The organism is Herminiimonas glaciei (assembly GCF_042664955.1).
GTDB classification, from domain to species: Bacteria; Pseudomonadota; Gammaproteobacteria; order Burkholderiales; family Burkholderiaceae_D; genus Oxalicibacterium; species Oxalicibacterium glaciei.
This window is the reverse complement of sequence record NZ_JBHTBU010000002.1, coordinates 345,502-364,184: the sequence shown is the minus strand read 5'-3', so window position 1 is coordinate 364,184 and position 18,683 is coordinate 345,502. Positions and strand designations below refer to the sequence as shown.

Below are 18,683 nucleotides of genomic sequence, written 5' to 3'. Positions count from 1 at the left end.
CTGGCAACACTGATTTGCATCAGCCTGCTAGCCATCACCCCAAGGAATGACTCAAGCAATGCGATTGATGCATGCACTGGCGTGCACTATCTTTGTGACAAATTGCTCAATCCGGAATACATCAGGGCCTTATCTTATATTCGCAGCGTAGCAAAATCCTTGGCCAGGATTTTTTCTGCAAATGCGCGGAAACCCGGATGGGCAGACAACAGTAAATCATTCGCTATCTTGTTCATGAACGCGACCGTCGCGGTGGCCGGAATTTTCTCGAGCCAGCGGCTGGCCTCATCTATCCTGCCCCGCTCAGCCAGCATGCAGGCATAGCTGTATTGCCCACGAAAATCCCCCGCCAATGCAGAGTCCCTGTAGTAATTGAAAGCCGTACTACGGTTGGCTTCCACCACGATACCTTCTTCGTAGTATCGACCCACCAGGTTCAATGACTTGGCATGCCCCATCTCCGCCGCTTTCCGATACCAGCTTAAAGCCTGTTCCTGGTTCAACTCCACACCGCGACCACGGGACAACAAATTGGCATAGTTGTACATACCCCAATCCAAACCTGCTTCGGCTGCGCCACGATACCAATGAGCCGCTGCAACCGGGTCAATCTGCGTACCCCATCCATGTTCGAGACAGCGACCGCGCATATTCATCGCCATCACTTGCTGCTGCTCGGACGCCGCGACGAAACAGGCGTATGCATGCGTTAAGTTCGGGGAAACACCCTTGCCATCCAAAAGCATTTGTCCCAGCAAAACTTGCGCATTGCAATCTCCCAGCGTTGCAGCTGCTGACAACCATGCGGCAAGGATTTCCGGCGCGCCGGCCAACAGGGCTTGCCAATGTGCGGCAGGCAAGGCGGCGAGCTCTTCTTTTGTCGTCGGCAGTGAATATTCCGCGGTGCTCATGTGTTGGCCCACTGGCGTATCAGGTTGTGATACACGCCGATCAGGGTGCGGCGTGCAACCGGATCGGCATCACTCGCATTCAATGTTTGAATGGCATTATCCATATCAAATAGCAAGGCACGCTGCGCATCATCCCGCACCAGGCTTTCTACCCAAAAGAAACATGCTGTCCTCACACCGCGCGTAATCGGCGTGACCTGATGCAGGCTGGTAGCGGGATAAAGTACCAGGTCACCGGCCGCGAATTTTGCCCGGTGTACGCCATACGTATCTTGTATTTCCAGTTCGCCACCATCGTACTCATCTGGATCGGTGAGGAAAAGTGTGGCCGATAAATCCGTTCGTATCTTGCGTCCGCCCATAGGAGGGAAACGGATACTGCCATCTATATGCGCACCAAATGTCATACCCTCGCTATAGCGATTAAACATCGGCGGATAAACTGCATTCGGCAAGGCACCGCTAATGAAAAGGGAGTGCCCCTCGACTGCGGCCAACACGATTTTTTGACACTCCAATGCTACGCTGGAACGCTCATCAATTTGCTGATTGAGCTTCACAGGCGCACCCTGATAGCCGGCTGTGACACGGCCATCCACCCAAGCAGAACCGGCGTTCGCCAGCTTGTCGTTGATAAGCGTCAACTCGTGTTGATCGAGTACTTCAGGAATGCGTATAAGCATAAAAGCCTTTCAGTCCAACAGATACTGATGCGCTGTTGGTCATGCCACAGATACCCAGGTTTCAAAGTGTAAACCAGTCGGATACTGTCTTCACAAAAGAAAATGCCGCCCGGTTTAACCCGAGCGGCCTTGATACTAGAACTCATTTCACAAATATCCGCGAGTGCGAACGCGGCTATTTGGGAGGTAGTGCAAGGCGTGTCGCGCCGCCAAGGGTGGTCCCCTTGGCAAGCGGCGCAACGCAGCAATACGCCCAAATAGCCCGTTCCCTTCGGGTTCTTACCAAAAACGGCGCTGGCCGCGTTGTGCTCCTTGCGCATAGTTCACTATGCGACGCGTCGCACGCCTTGCCAGCACCGTTTTTGGTAAGAACGCATCTCACGGATATTTGTGAAATGAGTTCTAAATACTACGGTCAGTTCTTAGTACTTCACATTCAAAGCAAGTATTGCGGAGCGGCCCGGAGCAATCGACGCGTAGTGCGACGAATAAGCCTGATTGAAGTAGACCTTATCAGTCAGGTTTTGTACGTTCAGTTGCAAGGTGATGTTTTTATCGATCACATAGCTCGCCATTGCATCGAATCGTGTATAGCTAGGTACCCATTTGGTGTTCGTGGTATTGCCATAAACACGCGAGGTATAGAACGCACCCGCACCTACGGTAAATTTAGGCATGACCGCATAAGTCGTCCACAAGCTGTAGCTGCTACGTGGAATATTTGCGAATTGCTTGCCGTTTGAAGTGCTCGGTACATAGATCGGCGCAGCTGTCGTACCGATATTTGTTTGACCACCGTCAACTATTTTGCTGTCCAGGAAAGTATAGCCACCGAAGACTTGCCAGTTTTTAGTCAAGTTGCCGGCAACACCCAGTTCCACACCGTCTACGGTGTAATTACCGGCGAGCTGTGTCGTACCGTCAGGAGCCGTTACACGTGCATTCACTTTTTCCGTGCGGAAGATAGCAGCGGTCAGCAGCATCTTCTTATCCAGCACGTCCCACTTGGTACCGATCTCGTAAGTTTTGCTGCGTTCCGGATCCAGGTTCTGAATGGCAGTACTCAGAGTCCCGCCTTCTGATGAACCGTCACCATTGCTGATGCCAACAGGTGTGGACGACGTAGCGTAGCTTGCATAAACACTGCTGTTTTCAGTAGGTTTGTACACAACACCGGCCTGGTAGTTGAAGAAATCAGATTTGTTTTTCAGATTGCTTGCGGTAACCGCGTTGATAGCAACGCCAGTAGGGCTGGCACCAGCTGCCACTGCCGGGTATCCGGCTTGCTCGGAAGTCGCACGGTATTTGTCGTACCGTATACCTGCATTCACCGACCACTGCTTGTTCAGTTCGATGGTATCAAACGCATAAACCGAAATCGCGGTGTTGGTAGCGTCCGTAGGTTTGTTTGCACGCGCGATGTAACCAGTCCATGGATCGAATGGGTTCGGGTTATACAGGCTGGTACAGTTGTAGTTAAACACTGCCCCGCCAGAGCCAGCTGCGCACCCGGTACCTGCTGTACCACCCGCTTTAGTGTTTACCAAATAACTGTCACGGGTACCCTCTTCACGCGACAGCTCAACACCAGTCGAGAAGCGATGCTTTACCGAACCGGTCAAGACTTCACCAAAGAGTTCCGTTTGATTTTGCAAAGACTTTGCTTCGCTGACACGCGAGTTCACACGACGCCATACCATGCCGTCATAGATGTTGCCCTTGCTGTCATCCGGTTGGGTCCAGATGTAGTCATTCGAGGACTTGCTAAAGCGTGTGGTGTTACGCAGGTGCAGAGTCGAGCTGATGTCGTGATCTACACGTGCTGTAAAGATATCCGCTTTGGTCTTACGGAAATCACGATTTACCAGGCCATAGAAGTTGTTGCGATTGACATTGACCGGGCTACCATCGCCACGACCCAAGGTCGGGTTGTTGTATGGGATGCCGCTATCCGGAATGTCATCCGATTGCATATGGTAGTAACTGAGGTTGACACGTGTCGGCGTGTTCATGCCGAAGGTCAGGGATGGCGCAATACCCCAACGGCTGTTGGATATGGCATCACGTCCCGCAACATCCTGATCGTGATACATCGCATTCAAACGGAATGCCATGGTGTCGCTGAGTACAAAGTTGCCGTCTGCGGTCACACGTTTGTAGTTGTCGGTGCCGAGTGCCACGCTACCGGCGCGCAATTCCTCTTTCAACGGTGCTTTGCTGACCAGATTCAAGCTACCGCCGGCCGAACCGCCGCCACCGTATGCTGAACTGGAACCTCTGATTACTTCTACCGATTCCAGATTGAATATTTCACGCGATTGCGAACCCAGGTCACGCATGCCGTCTACATAGGTGCTGCTTTGTGCATCGAAACCGCGGATGAATGGGCGATCGCCGACTGGATTGCCGCCCTCGCCTGCACCGAAGGTAATGCCAGGAGTCGTGCGCAGCGCTTCTACCAAGGTCGTGGAACCGGTCTGGCTCATCACTTCAGATGTGATGACCGTGATCGATTTCGGTGTATCCAGGATAGGCGCGGTAAATTTGGTCGACGATGCGTTATCCGCCTTGAAATCGCTACCCGTCGTTTCGGTGACTTTAATTTCCGGCAACACCGATGCTTCTGGTGTCGACTGCGCCTGCGCTTGTTGCACCAGCGCCTGGGTTGAGAATGTCGCAAACAAAGTTGCCGCGATCTTGGTATACCTGCGATCCATAGTTTTCCGTCCGGTCGTAAATGATTAATGCTTCACAACGCTGTATGGCTGGCGGAAAGCTGTAATAGCTTTTTGATGGCTGGCTGGCGAGTGTTCGGTTTGGCATCGACTGATGCCTGAGTTTAATGACGGGCAAAAATATCGCCGCTCATCATTCTGTAGTGCCTCTTTTTTGCTCTTGATATTCGAGGGCATCCCTATGCAAACGCTGTCTGAATAAGCGTTTGCGAGACATTACACAAGGCGAATGATAATAATTCGTATTACGAAGGTCAATGAAATCCAGCCTCTACATCCCGTTTAGTCGAGATGTGTTGCAAAGGCTGGTTAAGAAAGCGTTAAGAATGGAATTGCTTAGCGACGGCGACGCCACCACAACCAGATGCCTGTCACACCCAGCATGCCCAAAGCGAGTCCGCTGAGGAAGGTTAGCGCTTCCAGCGTGATGCCACCCAGTTCACCGGTGTGCAATGGATATACAAATGAAAATGCGCGTGCACCGGGGTCGAGTTGATCCCAACGATAGGCGGCCAGTACTTCCCCTGTTTTCGGATGCAGGTAAACAGATGTCAAACCATTGGGATGCGGGTCATCTGCCAGGCGCAAACGCAAGCGTATAGGCTGATTGGGTTTGGCTGGTAATTGTACGTAGGTAACCGGGTCTGTCGGAAACACCGCGTGTCCGCGTGCGACCAATTGATCCAGTGTGACAGTGGAGGGCTTCGCCATTTCTTCTTTGGACAATACCGGTGGCTTGATCGGCTCGCTACCACTCACGGTTGTAACGAACTGCCCCAAGGGTCGCCATGCCATATATGCGCCGGTAGCAACCGATACAGCGATCAGCAAGCCAAGCACGGCACCACCTATGCGATGCATATCAAACATACCGCGCAGCAAACCTTTACCCAGCTCGATCCTTAACGAAGGCGGCCAACGTTTAGGCCACCACAGCACCAGACCACTGATTAACAAGATGAGGTACACGAGCGCAATCCACGCCAGGATGGCTTTGCCGGTATCTTTCAACAGCAAGGCACTATGCAGCTTGAACGCGAAGTTCACAAAGCCATCGTACTCACCACGCCTGCCCTGTTCGCGGCCGGTTACCGGATTCAGATATACGGTGCCACTCCATGGCTCACCACGTACGATTACCCAGTAAGTATCACCAGCGACACGCGGTGGACGCAGTGTGAAATTGCTCTTGTTACCAAATTCACTGATCAATTGCTTGCGTATCTCTTCCAGAGTTACCACCGAAACAGGTGCCGAGGAAGATGTGGTCATCACATCCGCTTTGAAGAACTCCGGATGGGCCCATTTGTCGAGCGGTTGCGCGAGTATCAGTATCGCGCCAAGCACACCCACCAACGCCAATATCCAGCCGACACTGAGCGCAAGCCAGCGATGGATTTTGACCCAGATGCGTCGCATATTGATAACGCGCGTTGTTGGCGGCTGTGACGGAAAGGAAGTGAGCATATAAATGACAAGGCCGGTCAGAATGACCGGCCGTTTTTTTAAAAGGCTTGCAACAAAAAATTATGCATCAGAATGCGTAACGCGCCTGGACATAAGCCATCCGTGGTGCACCGACCAGCTTACCTAAATTTCCATCTGTCGTGCGTGTGAAGTAGCGTTTATCAGTCAGGTTGTTCACACCTGCCAATATCTCCAGGCCCTTCTTGTCTTTGCTCTTCCAGTTGACTTGCGCATTCCACAAACGGAAGCCGGGGATAAGTCCGTTCGAGCCGTCTGCACTCTCCGCAACTGTGTTTCTTTCATCGGCAAATTGACTGCTTTGATGTGTACTGGAAAGATTGAAACCCCAGGGACCTGTTTCATAGCGCATACCGACAGTGTCCGTGTTACGCGAGTAGAAAGGTACGTCATTGCCGGAAAATGCTCCTGACTCCAAGGTCGCACGTGTATATGTGTAGTTGGCAAATGCATTAAACCCTGCCAATGGACCAGCCTTATCGAAAGTATAGTCGACCGCGGTTTCTATACCCTTATGCTCTGTTTTTCCCAAGTTGAAGAAAGCAAGAGTCGCACCGCTACCAACGGATTGGATTTGATTGTCGAAACGAATATTGAAGGCAGTGATCTCAGCGGATATTTGCTTGCTCTTCCAACGGGCACCCGCTTCGACGGTCTTTGCCAACTCCGGTTTTAATGGGTTACCAGGTGTCATCGTGTTCAACTGCGTATTTTGTACAACGCCAAACGATGTACCGTAGTTAGCAAATAATGTTACGTCCTGGGTCAGCAAGTACGCAACATTCAACGACGGTAAAGGCTTGTTGTTTTTAACTTCGAAGTCGGCAAGCGTGGTGCGATCATGACGCAGCGAACTAATGCGTTCAAAGCGTACGCCCGGTGTAATACGCCATGCGCCGAACGCAATTTTGTCATCGATGTATATCGAATGCGCGTCGGTTGAGTTATCAAAAGTTGTCTGCGCGCCCAAAGCACCTGTTGTCACCGACTCACTGTAGACATTGTCATCGCCGCGCTCGCGAATATAGCGGTAGCCAACCGTAATATCATTGGTTGTATTGCCAATGTTAAAACGCTGCGTATAGCGGGGCTCGATACCCAAGGTTTGATAGCTGCGCGGTTGATGCTGGATGCTGACCGCATTGGTAGTTCTATTCACCGTGTACAAGGTACTTTGGCGGTTACTCTCATTGTAGTAAGTACGGATCTCAAATTCCTGCGTATCGGAAATGGTATTGATATAGCCAATATCGAAAGCCGTACGGTCACCACTCCAGTAATCTGTAGGACGCGTATTCTGGAAAGGATTCGCATTGTATTGCGCAACCGTCAATCCACCTGGTGTGCGCGATGTAACGTCGTAATAAGAAAACTTACCGTAAATTTCTGAAGTCGGGCTCAACTCGTAACGGAACTTCAACGCCAGGTCATTTACTTTTTCATCACTACCCACGCGCCAATCACTACCGCTCATGCCCGAATACAGTACAGCGAAACCTAAACCGTTTTCCAACTGATTGCCGGCAAAGGCACTGTACTGTGTATTGCTGCCACCCTTGCTGTAATCGTTCTGGCGTATCGAAACATCACCTGTTGCGCCCGGTGTCGTAGGAATGGAACGGGTTTTGAAATTGATGATGCCGCCGACGTTTTGTGGGCCATAGCGTACAGCCCCACCGCCACGCACGACGTCTACCGATTCCACATTGTTCAAGCTGACAGGTGCAAACGACAATTGCGGTTGCCCATATGGCGCATTCGCCATTGGAATTCCGTCCAACAGAATCGTAGAACGCGGCGAGTAACGCCCGGCCAGGCCACGCACACCAACGTTCAGCGAGATTGCACTACCAGCGCTACCGGAGTTATCACTTACCTGTACGCCGGGTATGCGGCGCATTACATCGCTGATACTTGCAGCGCCAGAATTTTCTATCTCTTCTTTTTTGACAACTGTACGTGCACCAGCATAGCGCTTCACGCTGTTTTGCAAACCGGTACCGAGTAAGTCACCACTCACCTGGATGGCTTCCAGAGTAGTAGGTTCATCGCCAGTAGTTGCGGCTTGCTGAGCATGCGTAACACCTGACATAAGCATCATCGCGACAGAAACCGCGGCCGAACATTTCAGCTTGCGCAACGATACTGATTTACGGCTGTGTATGTTAGCCATGGGTAGTTCTCCGTTTCGATTAGTACGCACTGGCTGATCTGCTGACAGCGCGACGTGGTCGGCGGGGAGAGAATGGCTGGCGGGAATGGGGACAAATCAGACAGGTTTGTCTAGATACGCAATGATAATGATTCGCGTTTTCAGGGTCAATGAATTCCGCGCTACTGTTGCTTTTTTGGTGGCGCAAGCCAGCCTGCTTGCGCCACTATTTCACACAACTTTCAGTTTTGAAAACTCCGGATTTCCGGGCGGAAATGCCGGTTTCAACTTGTTCAATTTTTCCAGCACGATGCTGCTGATGACCAGGTTGCGATGTGTCTTCGAATCTGCCGGGATGACATACCACGGCGCATGATCGGCATCCGTTTCGCGGATGACTTCTTCATACTGGTTTTGATATGCATCCCAGTATTTGCGTTCTTCCAGGTCGGCCGGATCAAACTTCCAGTGCTTGTTGGGATCGGCAATCCGCTCTTCCAGTCGTTTCTTTTGTTCGTCCGCAGAGATGTGCAGGAAGAACTTCATGATGACGGTTCCTGTTTCGCTCAGCATGCGTTCGAAGTCGCGGATATGCTGGTAACGTCGCTTGCACTCCTTCTCATCTATCCAGTCGTGCACACGCGTAATCAGCACGTCTTCGTAATGGCTGCGATTGAAGATGGTGAATTCGCCCAGCGCCGGCACTTGTTTGTGCACGCGCCACAGGAAGTCATGCGCCTTCTCTTCGGTACTCGGCGACTTGAATGCGACACTGCTGACACCCAGCGGATCTATCTTGCCGAAGACACCGCGCACCGTGCCATCCTTGCCCGAGGTATCCATGCCCTGCAGTACGATCAGGATCTTGTACTTGCGCTCGGCATAAAGGATTTCCTGCAGCTCGGCGATCTGTTGCGCCTGCTGCTCAACCAGCAATTTATCCTGCTCCTTGTCGCCGCTGGACAGCGGCTTTTCTCCCGCGGCAGCGTCGGCAACTTTCTGCTTTTTATCTGCACGGAATGATTGCTGGGTGCTGGCCATATCTATCTCCCTTTCGTTTGCTCGGCACGCCATCTGGCGTGATCAACCTTGGTACAACGATCAGACACGACATCCAGCCCTGCTGCACGCGCTTTGTTGGTCGCAGCTTCGTTGATGATGCCCATCTGCAGCCAGAAGGCGCGAGCCTTGATCGCGATGGCCTCATCCGCAATCGGTTCGACCAATTCAGACTTGCGGAATACATCTACCAGGTCGATCCTTATCTGCTGCTCGGCAAGCGCGGCAGCAGCCTGCGTCAGCGTGGCATAACAATGTTCGCCCAGGATGTGGGTGCCTGCACAGACCGGATTGACCGGAATAATGCGATAGCCATGATGTTGTAAATACTCGGCCACGTAATGGCTGGGGCGATCCGGTTTGGGTGAGATACCTACCACCGCAATGACGCGTGATTCGGCCAGTATCTTGTCGGCTATCTGGAGCTCATTATTCATAGATTTTTTCCAAAAACAAAAAGGGCAGCCTAAGCTGCCCTTTATTGTATGCGGGATTTGAAGATTAGCGTTTTTGACGCAATCTTTGGATCGCCGCCAACTGTGCAATCGCACTGGCCAACTCAGCCTGTGCTTGTGCGTAGTCGATTTTCGATTCTTTATTGACCAGTGCTTCTTCGGCCAATCGTTTAGCTTCCGCTGCCTTCGCTTCATCCAGGTCGCCACCACGAATCGCAGTGTCAGCCAAAACCGTAACTACATGCGGTTGCACTTCCAGGATACCGCCGGCGACGAAGACAAACTCATCTTCAGCCTGGCCTGTAACCTTGATGCGTACCGCACCTGGTCGGATGCGTGTAATCAAAGGCGTATGTCCCGGCAAAATCCCGAGCTCGCCCGATTCACCCGGCAGCGCGACAAATTCTGCCTCGCCGGAGAAGATTTCTTCTTCGGCTGAGACCACGTCTACGCGCATAGTATGTGCCATGTTAGAACCTTATTCATTCGTTCAAAGATCGATACAGGATCGATACGAACTTGCAGCTAACACCCTGCTGTTACGCAGTGTGTTAGCTGCTCAACGATTAGTTGAGTTTTTTCGCTTTTTCGATTGCTTCTTCGATGGTACCTACCATATAGAACGCTTGTTCCGGCAGGTGATCGAGTTCGCCCGATGCGATCATTTTGAAGCCCTTGATCGTATCTTTCAGCGAAACGTATTTACCAGGCGCGCCGGTAAACACTTCAGCAACGTGGAACGGCTGCGACAGGAAACGTTGCATCTTACGTGCACGTGCGACCAGCAGTTTGTCTTCCGGTGCCAGTTCGTCCATACCCAGAATCGCGATAATGTCGCGCAATTCTTTGTAGCGTTGCAATGTACCTTGAACAGCACGAGCGGTGTCGTAGTGATCTTGACCAACGACCAGTGGATCCAATTGACGCGATGTCGAATCGAGTGGATCAACCGCTGGGTAAATACCGAGCGATGCGATGTCACGCGACAGAACGACGGTGGAATCCAAGTGAGCAAAGGTGGTTGCTGGCGATGGATCGGTCAAGTCATCCGCTGGAACATAAACGGCTTGGATCGAAGTAATCGAACCGGTTTTGGTCGATGTAATACGCTCTTGCAGACGGCCCATTTCTTCAGCCAGTGTAGGTTGATAACCCACAGCGGAAGGCATACGACCCAGCAACGCGGATACTTCGGTACCAGCCAGTGTGAAACGATAGATGTTATCGACGAAGAACAACACGTCTTTACCTTCGTCACGGAATGCTTCAGCCATGGTCAGACCGGTCAACGCAACGCGCAGACGGTTACCTGGTGGTTCATTCATCTGACCGTAGACCATCGCTACTTTCGAGTTGGCCGGATTTTCCAGATCAACCACTTTCGCGTCAGCCATCTCGTGGTAGAAGTCATTACCTTCACGAGTACGTTCACCAACACCAGCAAACACGGACAAGCCGCTGTGTGCTTTAGCGATGTTGTTAATCAATTCCATCATGTTCACGGTCTTGCCTACACCCGCGCCACCGAACAGACCGACTTTACCGCCTTTTGCGAACGGGCAAACCAGGTCAATAACCTTGATGCCTGTTTCCAGCAAGTCCTGCGACGGCGACAATTCGTCGTACGCTGGAGCTTTACGGTGAATCGATGCTGTGCGCTCGTGGCTCACAGGACCGCATTCGTCGATTGGGTTACCCAACACGTCCATAATACGACCCAGTGTGGCCGTACCGACTGGTACTGTGATTGGATTGCCGGTGTTTTGAATGATCATGCCGCGACGCAAACCGTCGGATGTACCGAGCGCAATGGTACGAACAATACCGTCACCCAACTGTTGCTGAACTTCCAGCGTCAGTTCGGAACCTGCCATCTTCAAGGCATCGTAAATCTTAGGCATCGCATTGCGGGGAAATTCAACGTCCACCACCGCGCCGATACACTGAACGATTTTGCCATCAGCCATTTTCGTTCCTTCAATATATAAAATTTAAAATCTGGTTGTTGAGGACAGCGTATTGCTACGCCGTCCAGCAATCGAATTAAACCGCAGCCGCTCCGGCGACGATCTCGGAAAGTTCTTTCGTAATCGCTGCTTGACGCGTCTTGTTATAGACCAGCTTCAATTCGCTAATCACGCTACCGGCGTTGTCGCTTGCCGACTTCATCGCCACCATGCGAGCCGATTGCTCGGACGCGAGGTTTTCAGCAACAGCCTGGAAAATCAGCGCTTCAACGTAACGCACCAACAATTCATCAATCACGGTTTGCGCATCAGGTTCGTAGATGTAATCCCATGCCAGCGAATCTTCATCTGCCTTCAGCTTGTCGACCGCTAATGGCAGCAGTTGCTCCATCATCGGTTCTTGCTTCATCGTGTTAATGAACTTGGTGTAGACGACGTAAACCGCGTCCAGCTTGCCATCCTGATACGCATCGAGCATCACCTTGACTGGACCAATCAACTTGTCCAGGTGCGGGGTGTCGCCGATTTGTACCGCATGCGACACGACACGCGCGCCGATACGATTCAGGAAGCCCAAACCTTTGTTACCGATAGCTACCGCTTCGACTTTCTTGCCTTCTGCTTCCAACTCGCGCAGCTTGGTGGTTACGATACGCAAGGAGTTTGTGTTCATACCGCCGCACAAACCCTTGTCAGTCGTAACGATAATAAAGCCGACAGTCTTCGACGCATCCGACTTCACCAGAAATGGATGCGTATATTCCGGATTGGCTTGCGACAGATTCGCAGCGATATTGCGAATCTTGTCGCTGTAAGGACGTGCCGCATGCATCCGGTCTTGCGCTTTACGCATTTTGGATGCAGCGACCATTTCCATCGCCTTGGTGATCTTCTTCGTATTTTCTACGCTCTTGATCTTGCCACGTATCTCTTTGCCTGAAGCCATGAGTTGTTACTCCTTATAGCCCCAGAATCAGAACGATTTTTTGAAATCAGCAATCGCAGCAGCCAATACAGCTTCGTCGTCTTTCTCGAGCTTTTTGGTGTCTTCGATTTTTTGCAGCAATGCTGCGTGGCTGGACTTCATGAAACCGTGCAGACCCGATTCAAACGCGAGTACTTGCTTGACTGCCAGGTCATCGAAATAACCCTTGTTGACTGCGAACAGCGAAACCGCCATCAACGAAGTCGACAATGGTGCGTACTGTGCCTGTTTCAACAATTCTGTAACGCGTGCACCGCGGTCCAGTTGTTTGCGGGTCGAAGCATCGAGGTCGGAAGCGAATTGCGCAAACGCTGCCAATTCACGGTACTGCGCCAAGTCGGTACGGATACCGCCGGACAAGCCCTTGATGACTTTGGTTTGAGCTGCACCACCAACACGCGACACCGAGATACCGGCGTTAATCGCAGGACGTACACCCGAGTTGAACAAGGATGTTTCCAGGAAGATCTGACCATCGGTAATCGAAATTACGTTGGTTGGAACGAATGCGGAAACGTCGCCTGCTTGTGTTTCGATGATAGGCAATGCTGTCAACGAACCGGTTTTACCTTTAACGGCACCTTTGGTGAACGCTTCGACGTAGTCGGCGTTAACACGTGCTGCACGTTCGAGCAAACGGCTGTGGAGATAGAACACGTCGCCAGGGAACGCTTCGCGGCCTGGTGGGCGGCGCAACAGCAGGGAAACCTGACGGTACGCAACAGCTTGTTTCGACAAATCGTCATACACGATCAGCGCATCTTCACCGCGGTCGCGGAAGTATTCGCCCATCGCGCAGCCGGAGTAGGCCGATACGAATTGCATCGCAGCGGATTCCGATGCGGTTGCAGCAACCACGATCGTGTATTCCATTGCGCCGTGCTGCTCAAGTGCGCGCACGATGTTTTTGATCGACGATGCTTTTTGACCGATCGCAACATAGATACATGTTACGCCCTGGCCTTTTTGGTTGATGATGGCATCGATCGCAACAGCTGTTTTACCAGTTTGACGATCGCCAATGATCAATTCACGTTGGCCGCGGCCGATAGGCACCATCGCGTCAATAGCCTTGATACCGGTTTGCATCGGTTGATCAACGGATTGACGGGCGATAACGCCTGGAGCGATTTTTTCGATAGGGGTGGTCAACTTGGTGTTGATCGGACCCTTGCCATCGATAGGCTGACCCAGTGCATTGACCACACGGCCGCACAGTTCCGGACCAATCGGCACTTCCAGAATGCGACCGGTACATTTAACTGTATCGCCTTCGGAAATGTGTTCGTATTCACCCAAGATAACGGCACCGACGGAGTCACGCTCCAGGTTCAGCGCGAGGCCGAACGTGTTGCCTGGGAACTCCAGCATCTCGCCTTGCATAACGTCGGACAGACCGTGGATGCGGCAGATACCGTCGGACACGGAAATGACCGTGCCTTGATTGCGAATCTCAGCTGTGTCGCCGAGCCCTTGAATCCGGCTCTTGATCAGTTCGCTGATTTCAGACGGGTTGAGTTGCATATAAACTCCTAAAATTTTTCTCTGTAGCTTAGGCTAGGGGCCCGGGCGACGATTACGCAGTCAACGCAACTTGCATCTGTTGCAGTTTCGCGCGCACCGAGGTGTCGAGCACTTCATCACCGACAACGACGCGCACACCACCAATCAGTGCACCATCAACGGTGACTGTCGGGTTGAGCTTGCGGCCGAATTTCTTTTCCAGCGTTGCGACCAGTTCGGTCAACTGCGCTGACGACAGTTCAAACGCGCTGACGATTTCTGCGTCAGCTGCGCCTTCTTGCGCATTTTTCAATGCGTGGAACTGAGTCGCGATTTCCGGCAACAGCGTCAAGCGGTCGTTTTGCACCAGCATGTTGATGAAGTTTTTCGCTTCAGCGCCAACCGGCGATTTGAGCGCCGAAATGAATGTGCTGCTGATCAGGTCGTCCGACACTTTAGGGTTGTGCGCCAATGCATAGACATCGGGATTCGCAGCAACCTGTGCCATTTCGGAGACCAGATTAGCCCAGCTATTCAGATCGGCAGCTTTCGCCACACGGAACAGAGCTTCGGCGTAAGGACGGGCAATCGTTGCGAGTTCGGCCATGATTACAGCTCGGCTTTCAGTTGGTTCAACAGATCGGCGTGGACAGTAGCATTGACTTCGCGCTTCAGGATTTGCTCAGCGCCCTTAACTGCCAGGGTAGCGACCTGGTCACGCAATGCTTCGCGAACCTGGGTAACTTGCTGATCTGCATCTGCTTTAGCAGCGGCCAGGATGCGTGCAGCTTCTTCAGCGGCAGTTTTCTTGGCTTCTTCAATAATGCTTTGGCCGCGCTTCTCAGCATCGCTGATACGCTTTTGACCTGCTTCTTGCGCGGAAGCGAGTTCTGCCTGGGCGCGCTTTTCAGCGACAGCCAGATCAGACTTGCCACGTTCGGCTGCTGCCAAACCATCCGCGATCTTCTTGGCGCGCTCATCGAGCGCATTCATCAATGGCGGCCACACGAATTTCATCGTGAAGCCTGCCAGGATGAAGAAGACCACGAACTGCGCAATCAAAGTTGCATTTAAGTTCATGGTAATTCCTTCTCTAAGTATCGTGTGCCGAAAATATCTTCAGCGTGAGAACCGGTACAGTGACCGAATTACTTAGCGATGAACGGGTTTGCGAATGCGAACAACATAGCGATACCAACACCAATCAGGAACGCAGCATCGATCAGACCAGCCAACAGGAACATTTTGGTTTGCAATGTGTTCATCAATTCTGGTTGACGAGCAGAAGCCTCAAGGTATTTGCCACCCATGATAGCGATACCGATACAAGCGCCGATAGCACCCAGACCAATAATCAAACCACAAGCCAGCGCAACAAATGAGAGGTCAGTCATAACAATTCCTTCAAAGTTAAAGTTAATACAAAAAGTTAAATCAAAAAACCAAAAAGCTTAAATACTTAATACCTACATCCATCAATGCGATTCATGTGCCTGGCCGATATACACCAGAGTCAGCATCATGAAAATGAACGCTTGCAAGAAGACAATCAGGATATGGAAAATTGCCCACAATGTACCTGCTACCACATGGCCGAAGAAACCGAACGCGGTAGCGGTCGAACCCAGCAATGCGATCAACAGGAACAACAATTCGCCGGCATACATGTTGCCGAACAACCGCATCGCCAGGGAGACGGTTTTCGCTGCGAATTCGATCATGTTCAACAACAGGTTGAACGGCGCAAGCCAGATACCAAACGGTGCAGCGAACAGTTCGTGGACGAAGCCGCCGGCGCCTTTGATTTTGATGTTGTAGAAGATCATCAGCGCGAATACGCCGAGTGCGATACCCATGGTGCCGTTCAGGTCGGCAGTAGGAACAACGCGGTGATGGGTAATCAGGCTATCGAGGCCGACAGCGTGGAAAAATGCGGAGAACATGTCGACTGGCAGGAAATCCAGCGAGTTCATCAGGGCAACCCAGACGAATACGGTCAATGCCAGTGGCGCGATGAAAGTACGGTCACCGTGGACGATCGATTTGGCCTGGTTATCAACCATTTCAACGATCATTTCAACCGCAGCCTGGAAACGACCCGGCACGCCGGAAGTCGCTTTACGTGCTGCCAGGTACATGAACAAACAACCAACAACACCTGCAAATATGGACCAGAAAATCGTGTCCATATTGATGATCGAAAAATCAACGATCTTGTCCTGGTGCTTGGTGGAAAAATGCCCCAGATGGTGGACGATATACTCGGAAGCCGTCGGTGCTGCGTGATCAGTCGCCATTTTAATGCCTAAATAATAAGATTATGTAACTCTTCAGTGCCACGACGAACGCGGCGACTAGCGCCAGCAAATTCAAATCGCGGTACAACCAGACAACCGCACCCAACAAAGCGATCGTCAATGCAATCTTGATAAATTCACCGATGAAAAAAGTCATCGGATTAACGGATTCGGATTTTTGCGCAGCGGAAAATAGACGTAGCGCAAACAAGCCATTCGGCACCACGCAGCACAACCCTCCCAGCAACGCCGAATAAAGCGCCGGCATTCCGGCAATCAAACCGGCAATAATGCTGGCAATTACCGTTGTCGCGAGTTGCAGGAGGACGACGGGCAGCATACTGGTCCAAATGGTGCAGTCCTTTGGCGACCCTCACGATCGGGCTACTCGGACTGGAGTGAATACAAACTAAGTCGTGCGTTCCATGAAGCCACGGGATTATAAGGGCTTTCCTTCGCCACCGTCAAACGTTTGCTATGTGAAAAACACGTAGCTACGTTGCAAATTAAGCCGTGTGGAGGGATTTGTTTGTGTTCTGACTCGCTTCTTTCTATGTCGCAATGGAAAATAGATGTTTAACGAACATTTAACACGATGTTGCAACGGAACAACGTCGGCCCTAGCCGACGGAAGCGCAGGATCTGGCCGCGTTCCGCCGTCTATAGCCGGTAGCAATACCGGATCAGGCGGTCACGCGCAGTTTGGCGATAATGCCGTCCAGTGCATCCAGATCCGCAAAATCCACCACCAGTTGGCCTTTGTTTTTGGCGCCCAGCTTGATTTCAACCTGGCTGGCGAGCAAATCTGACAACTCTTCTTCCAGGCGGGTAATGTCGCGTGATTTTTCCTTGCCGTTGGCGCGCGGTTTATTCCCGCCGCTTTGTTCCAGCGTCGAGCGCACCACCAGTTTTTCCGCTTCGCGTACCGACATGCGCTTGGCGACAACCTGGTTTGCCAGCGTGATCTGGGTTGCCGCATCGACCGCCAGCAAGGCACGGGCATGGCCCATATCGATATCGCCGGCCATCAGCATGGTTTGCACAGGCTTGGCCAGGTTCAGCAAACGCAGCAGGTTGGACACCGCGCTGCGTGAACGACCTACCGAGTTGGCGGCCTGTTCATGGGTGAAATTGAAATCGGCGATCAGGCGATGTATGCCTTGCGCTTCTTCCAGCGGGTTCAAATCTTCGCGCTGGATATTCTCGATCAGCGCCATCGCCGCCGTGGCTTCGTCGTCGACTTCCTTGACCAGTACCGGCACTTCGGTCAGGCCGGCCAGTTGCGCAGCACGGAAGCGGCGTTCACCGGCAATGATTTCATAGCGTTGACGACCGTTGCCGGATGCGATCGGGCGTACCAGGATCGCCTGCAGCAAACCCTGCGCCTTGATCGATGCCGCCAATTCATTCAGCGCGCCTTCGTCCATGCGGGTCCGTGGCTGGTATTTACCAGCCTGCATATCGGTAACCTGCAAGACCGATGGCGCACCCGGTAGCGCGGCAATCGCTTCATTGAAATCGGAAGCGCCGCCCAGCAGTGCTTCCAGACCGCGACCCAAACCTTTTTGTTTTTTCGTGACCATAATTCCTGACTCACATCCTTTGATCGTTGCAGGCCGGCACAAAGAGCGCCCTCGCCTGCTTCATATTTAAATCGTTTTAATCCGTTCAACCATTTCTGCGCCAAAGGCCAGGTAGGCTTGCGCGCCCTTGGCCGACGGATCGAAGTTAATGCCCGGCATGCCATACGACGGCGCTTCAGCCAGACGCACATTGCGCGGGATAATGGTTTTGAAAACCTTGTCGCCGAAATGCTGTTCCAGTTGCGACGATACTTGCTGCGATAAAGTCATGCGCGGATCGAACATCACGCGCAGCAAACCAATAATCTTCAGGTCGGTATTCAGCTTCGCATGCACTTTCTTGATGGTATTCACCAGGTCCGACAAACCTTCCAGTGCATAGTATTCGCACTGCATCGGAATGATGACGCCATGCGCCGCACACAAACCATTCAGTGTCAGCATCGATAAAGCCGGCGGACAATCGATCAACATGAAATCGTATTCCGCATCGACCACGGCCAGCGCATCCTTCAGGCGCTTTTCGCGATTGTCGAGTTCGACCATTTCCACTTCCGCACCTGCGAGTTCGCGATTGGCAGGCAAGACATCAAACTTGCCGGTCTCTGAAGTCACCCGTGCCGTTGCTACATCCGCCATACCCAGCAAGACTTCGTAGATAGATGATTGCAACTCCGCCTTGTTGATCCCTGCACCCATCGTGGCATTACCTTGCGGATCAAGATCCACCAGCAATACGCGCTGATTCAGTTGCGCCAGACCTGCTGCCAGATTCACTGCTGTGGTGGTCTTACCGACCCCGCCCTTTTGATTCGCAACGCAAAATATTTTTGCCATATTCTCGTTCTAGTTAGTGGTCAAACATTCC

The 18,683-nt window shown here is 52.1% G+C and carries 18 protein-coding genes; all 18 read right to left on the bottom strand.

What is annotated here, in order from left to right; translation table 11 throughout:
* Positions 1-134 precede the first annotated feature (134 nt).
* On the bottom strand, positions 135-911 hold the full coding sequence (locus ACFQPC_RS12495) for a tetratricopeptide repeat protein (protein WP_382272261.1): 777 nt from the start codon (positions 909-911) through the stop codon (positions 135-137).
* Positions 908-1,594 (bottom strand): Fe2+-dependent dioxygenase, encoded by a 687-nt coding sequence (locus tag ACFQPC_RS12490; protein ID WP_382272260.1) that lies wholly within the window; start codon positions 1,592-1,594, stop codon positions 908-910. The genes ACFQPC_RS12495 and ACFQPC_RS12490 overlap by 4 nt, the downstream gene beginning before the upstream one ends.
* Positions 1,595-2,016: 422 nt before the next feature.
* The gene (locus ACFQPC_RS12485) at positions 2,017-4,311 is read right to left on the bottom strand and encodes a TonB-dependent receptor (protein WP_382272259.1); all 2,295 of its coding nucleotides are present in this window, start codon (positions 4,309-4,311) and stop codon (positions 2,017-2,019) included.
* 354 nt (positions 4,312-4,665) lie between these two features.
* On the bottom strand, positions 4,666-5,748 hold the full coding sequence (locus ACFQPC_RS12480) for a PepSY-associated TM helix domain-containing protein (RefSeq protein WP_382272258.1): 1,083 nt from the start codon (positions 5,746-5,748) through the stop codon (positions 4,666-4,668).
* A 115-nt stretch (positions 5,749-5,863) separates the two neighbouring features.
* Positions 5,864-7,987: a TonB-dependent receptor family protein gene (locus ACFQPC_RS12475; protein ID WP_382272257.1), complete on the bottom strand. Its 2,124-nt coding sequence runs from the start codon at positions 7,985-7,987 to the stop codon at positions 5,864-5,866.
* 210 nt (positions 7,988-8,197) lie between these two features.
* The gene (locus ACFQPC_RS12470; protein WP_382272256.1) at positions 8,198-9,007 is read right to left on the bottom strand and encodes a polyphosphate kinase 2 family protein; all 810 of its coding nucleotides are present in this window, start codon (positions 9,005-9,007) and stop codon (positions 8,198-8,200) included.
* A gap of 2 nt (positions 9,008-9,009) precedes the next feature.
* The gene (locus tag ACFQPC_RS12465) at positions 9,010-9,462 is read right to left on the bottom strand and encodes a CoA-binding protein (RefSeq protein WP_382272255.1); all 453 of its coding nucleotides are present in this window, start codon (positions 9,460-9,462) and stop codon (positions 9,010-9,012) included.
* Positions 9,463-9,526: 64 nt separating this feature from the next.
* Complete coding sequence (locus ACFQPC_RS12460; RefSeq protein ID WP_382272254.1) at positions 9,527-9,949, bottom strand: F0F1 ATP synthase subunit epsilon; 423 nt, start codon at positions 9,947-9,949, stop codon at positions 9,527-9,529.
* Positions 9,950-10,046: 97 nt separating this feature from the next.
* The gene (gene atpD, locus ACFQPC_RS12455) at positions 10,047-11,447 is read right to left on the bottom strand and encodes a F0F1 ATP synthase subunit beta (RefSeq protein WP_012081463.1); all 1,401 of its coding nucleotides are present in this window, start codon (positions 11,445-11,447) and stop codon (positions 10,047-10,049) included.
* Positions 11,448-11,523: 76 nt separating this feature from the next.
* Complete coding sequence (gene atpG, locus ACFQPC_RS12450) at positions 11,524-12,393, bottom strand: F0F1 ATP synthase subunit gamma (RefSeq protein WP_012081464.1); 870 nt, start codon at positions 12,391-12,393, stop codon at positions 11,524-11,526.
* Between the two features lie 27 nt (positions 12,394-12,420).
* Positions 12,421-13,956: a F0F1 ATP synthase subunit alpha gene (gene atpA, locus ACFQPC_RS12445; protein ID WP_382272253.1), complete on the bottom strand. Its 1,536-nt coding sequence runs from the start codon at positions 13,954-13,956 to the stop codon at positions 12,421-12,423.
* 52 nt (positions 13,957-14,008) lie between these two features.
* Positions 14,009-14,542, bottom strand: a complete 534-nt coding sequence (locus ACFQPC_RS12440; protein WP_012081466.1) for a F0F1 ATP synthase subunit delta — start codon at positions 14,540-14,542, stop codon at positions 14,009-14,011.
* 2 nt (positions 14,543-14,544) lie between these two features.
* Complete coding sequence (locus tag ACFQPC_RS12435) at positions 14,545-15,015, bottom strand: F0F1 ATP synthase subunit B (protein WP_012081467.1); 471 nt, start codon at positions 15,013-15,015, stop codon at positions 14,545-14,547.
* A 68-nt stretch (positions 15,016-15,083) separates the two neighbouring features.
* Positions 15,084-15,329 carry a F0F1 ATP synthase subunit C gene (gene atpE, locus ACFQPC_RS12430; RefSeq protein ID WP_011872763.1) on the bottom strand — a complete coding sequence of 82 codons (246 nt, stop codon included), beginning with the start codon at positions 15,327-15,329 and terminating at the stop codon, positions 15,084-15,086.
* A gap of 81 nt (positions 15,330-15,410) precedes the next feature.
* A complete protein-coding gene (gene atpB / locus ACFQPC_RS12425; protein WP_012081468.1) occupies positions 15,411-16,232 on the bottom strand; it encodes a F0F1 ATP synthase subunit A in 822 nt (273 codons plus the stop codon).
* Between the two features lies 1 nt (position 16,233).
* Complete coding sequence (locus ACFQPC_RS12420) at positions 16,234-16,572, bottom strand: ATP synthase subunit I (protein ID WP_012081469.1); 339 nt, start codon at positions 16,570-16,572, stop codon at positions 16,234-16,236.
* 343 nt (positions 16,573-16,915) lie between these two features.
* Complete coding sequence (locus tag ACFQPC_RS12415; protein WP_382272252.1) at positions 16,916-17,815, bottom strand: ParB/RepB/Spo0J family partition protein; 900 nt, start codon at positions 17,813-17,815, stop codon at positions 16,916-16,918.
* A gap of 66 nt (positions 17,816-17,881) precedes the next feature.
* Complete coding sequence (locus ACFQPC_RS12410) at positions 17,882-18,652, bottom strand: ParA family protein (protein ID WP_012081471.1); 771 nt, start codon at positions 18,650-18,652, stop codon at positions 17,882-17,884.
* Between the last annotated feature and the right edge of the window lie 31 nt (positions 18,653-18,683).

Bases quoted from the DNA above. Each gene is read 5' to 3' on its own strand.
- ACFQPC_RS12495 (WP_382272261.1), bottom strand. From the start codon at position 911: ATGAGCACCGCGGAATATTCACTGCCGACGACAAAAGAAGAGCTCGCC.
- ACFQPC_RS12490 (WP_382272260.1), bottom strand. From the start codon at position 1,594: ATGCTTATACGCATTCCTGAAGTACTCGATCAACACGAGTTGACGCTT.
- ACFQPC_RS12485 (WP_382272259.1), bottom strand. From the start codon at position 4,311: ATGGATCGCAGGTATACCAAGATCGCGGCAACTTTGTTTGCGACATTC.
- ACFQPC_RS12480 (WP_382272258.1), bottom strand. From the start codon at position 5,748: ATGCGACGCATCTGGGTCAAAATCCATCGCTGGCTTGCGCTCAGTGTC.
- ACFQPC_RS12475 (WP_382272257.1), bottom strand. From the start codon at position 7,987: ATGGCTAACATACACAGCCGTAAATCAGTATCGTTGCGCAAGCTGAAA.
- ACFQPC_RS12470 (WP_382272256.1), bottom strand. From the start codon at position 9,007: ATGGCCAGCACCCAGCAATCATTCCGTGCAGATAAAAAGCAGAAAGTT.
- ACFQPC_RS12465 (WP_382272255.1), bottom strand. From the start codon at position 9,462: ATGAATAATGAGCTCCAGATAGCCGACAAGATACTGGCCGAATCACGC.
- ACFQPC_RS12460 (WP_382272254.1), bottom strand. From the start codon at position 9,949: ATGGCACATACTATGCGCGTAGACGTGGTCTCAGCCGAAGAAGAAATC.
- atpD (WP_012081463.1), bottom strand. From the start codon at position 11,447: ATGGCTGATGGCAAAATCGTTCAGTGTATCGGCGCGGTGGTGGACGTT.
- atpG (WP_012081464.1), bottom strand. From the start codon at position 12,393: ATGGCTTCAGGCAAAGAGATACGTGGCAAGATCAAGAGCGTAGAAAAT.
- atpA (WP_382272253.1), bottom strand. From the start codon at position 13,956: ATGCAACTCAACCCGTCTGAAATCAGCGAACTGATCAAGAGCCGGATT.
- ACFQPC_RS12440 (WP_012081466.1), bottom strand. From the start codon at position 14,542: ATGGCCGAACTCGCAACGATTGCCCGTCCTTACGCCGAAGCTCTGTTC.
- ACFQPC_RS12435 (WP_012081467.1), bottom strand. From the start codon at position 15,015: ATGAACTTAAATGCAACTTTGATTGCGCAGTTCGTGGTCTTCTTCATC.
- atpE (WP_011872763.1), bottom strand. From the start codon at position 15,329: ATGACTGACCTCTCATTTGTTGCGCTGGCTTGTGGTTTGATTATTGGT.
- atpB (WP_012081468.1), bottom strand. From the start codon at position 16,232: ATGGCGACTGATCACGCAGCACCGACGGCTTCCGAGTATATCGTCCAC.
- ACFQPC_RS12420 (WP_012081469.1), bottom strand. From the start codon at position 16,572: ATGCTGCCCGTCGTCCTCCTGCAACTCGCGACAACGGTAATTGCCAGC.
- ACFQPC_RS12415 (WP_382272252.1), bottom strand. From the start codon at position 17,815: ATGGTCACGAAAAAACAAAAAGGTTTGGGTCGCGGTCTGGAAGCACTG.
- ACFQPC_RS12410 (WP_012081471.1), bottom strand. From the start codon at position 18,652: ATGGCAAAAATATTTTGCGTTGCGAATCAAAAGGGCGGGGTCGGTAAG.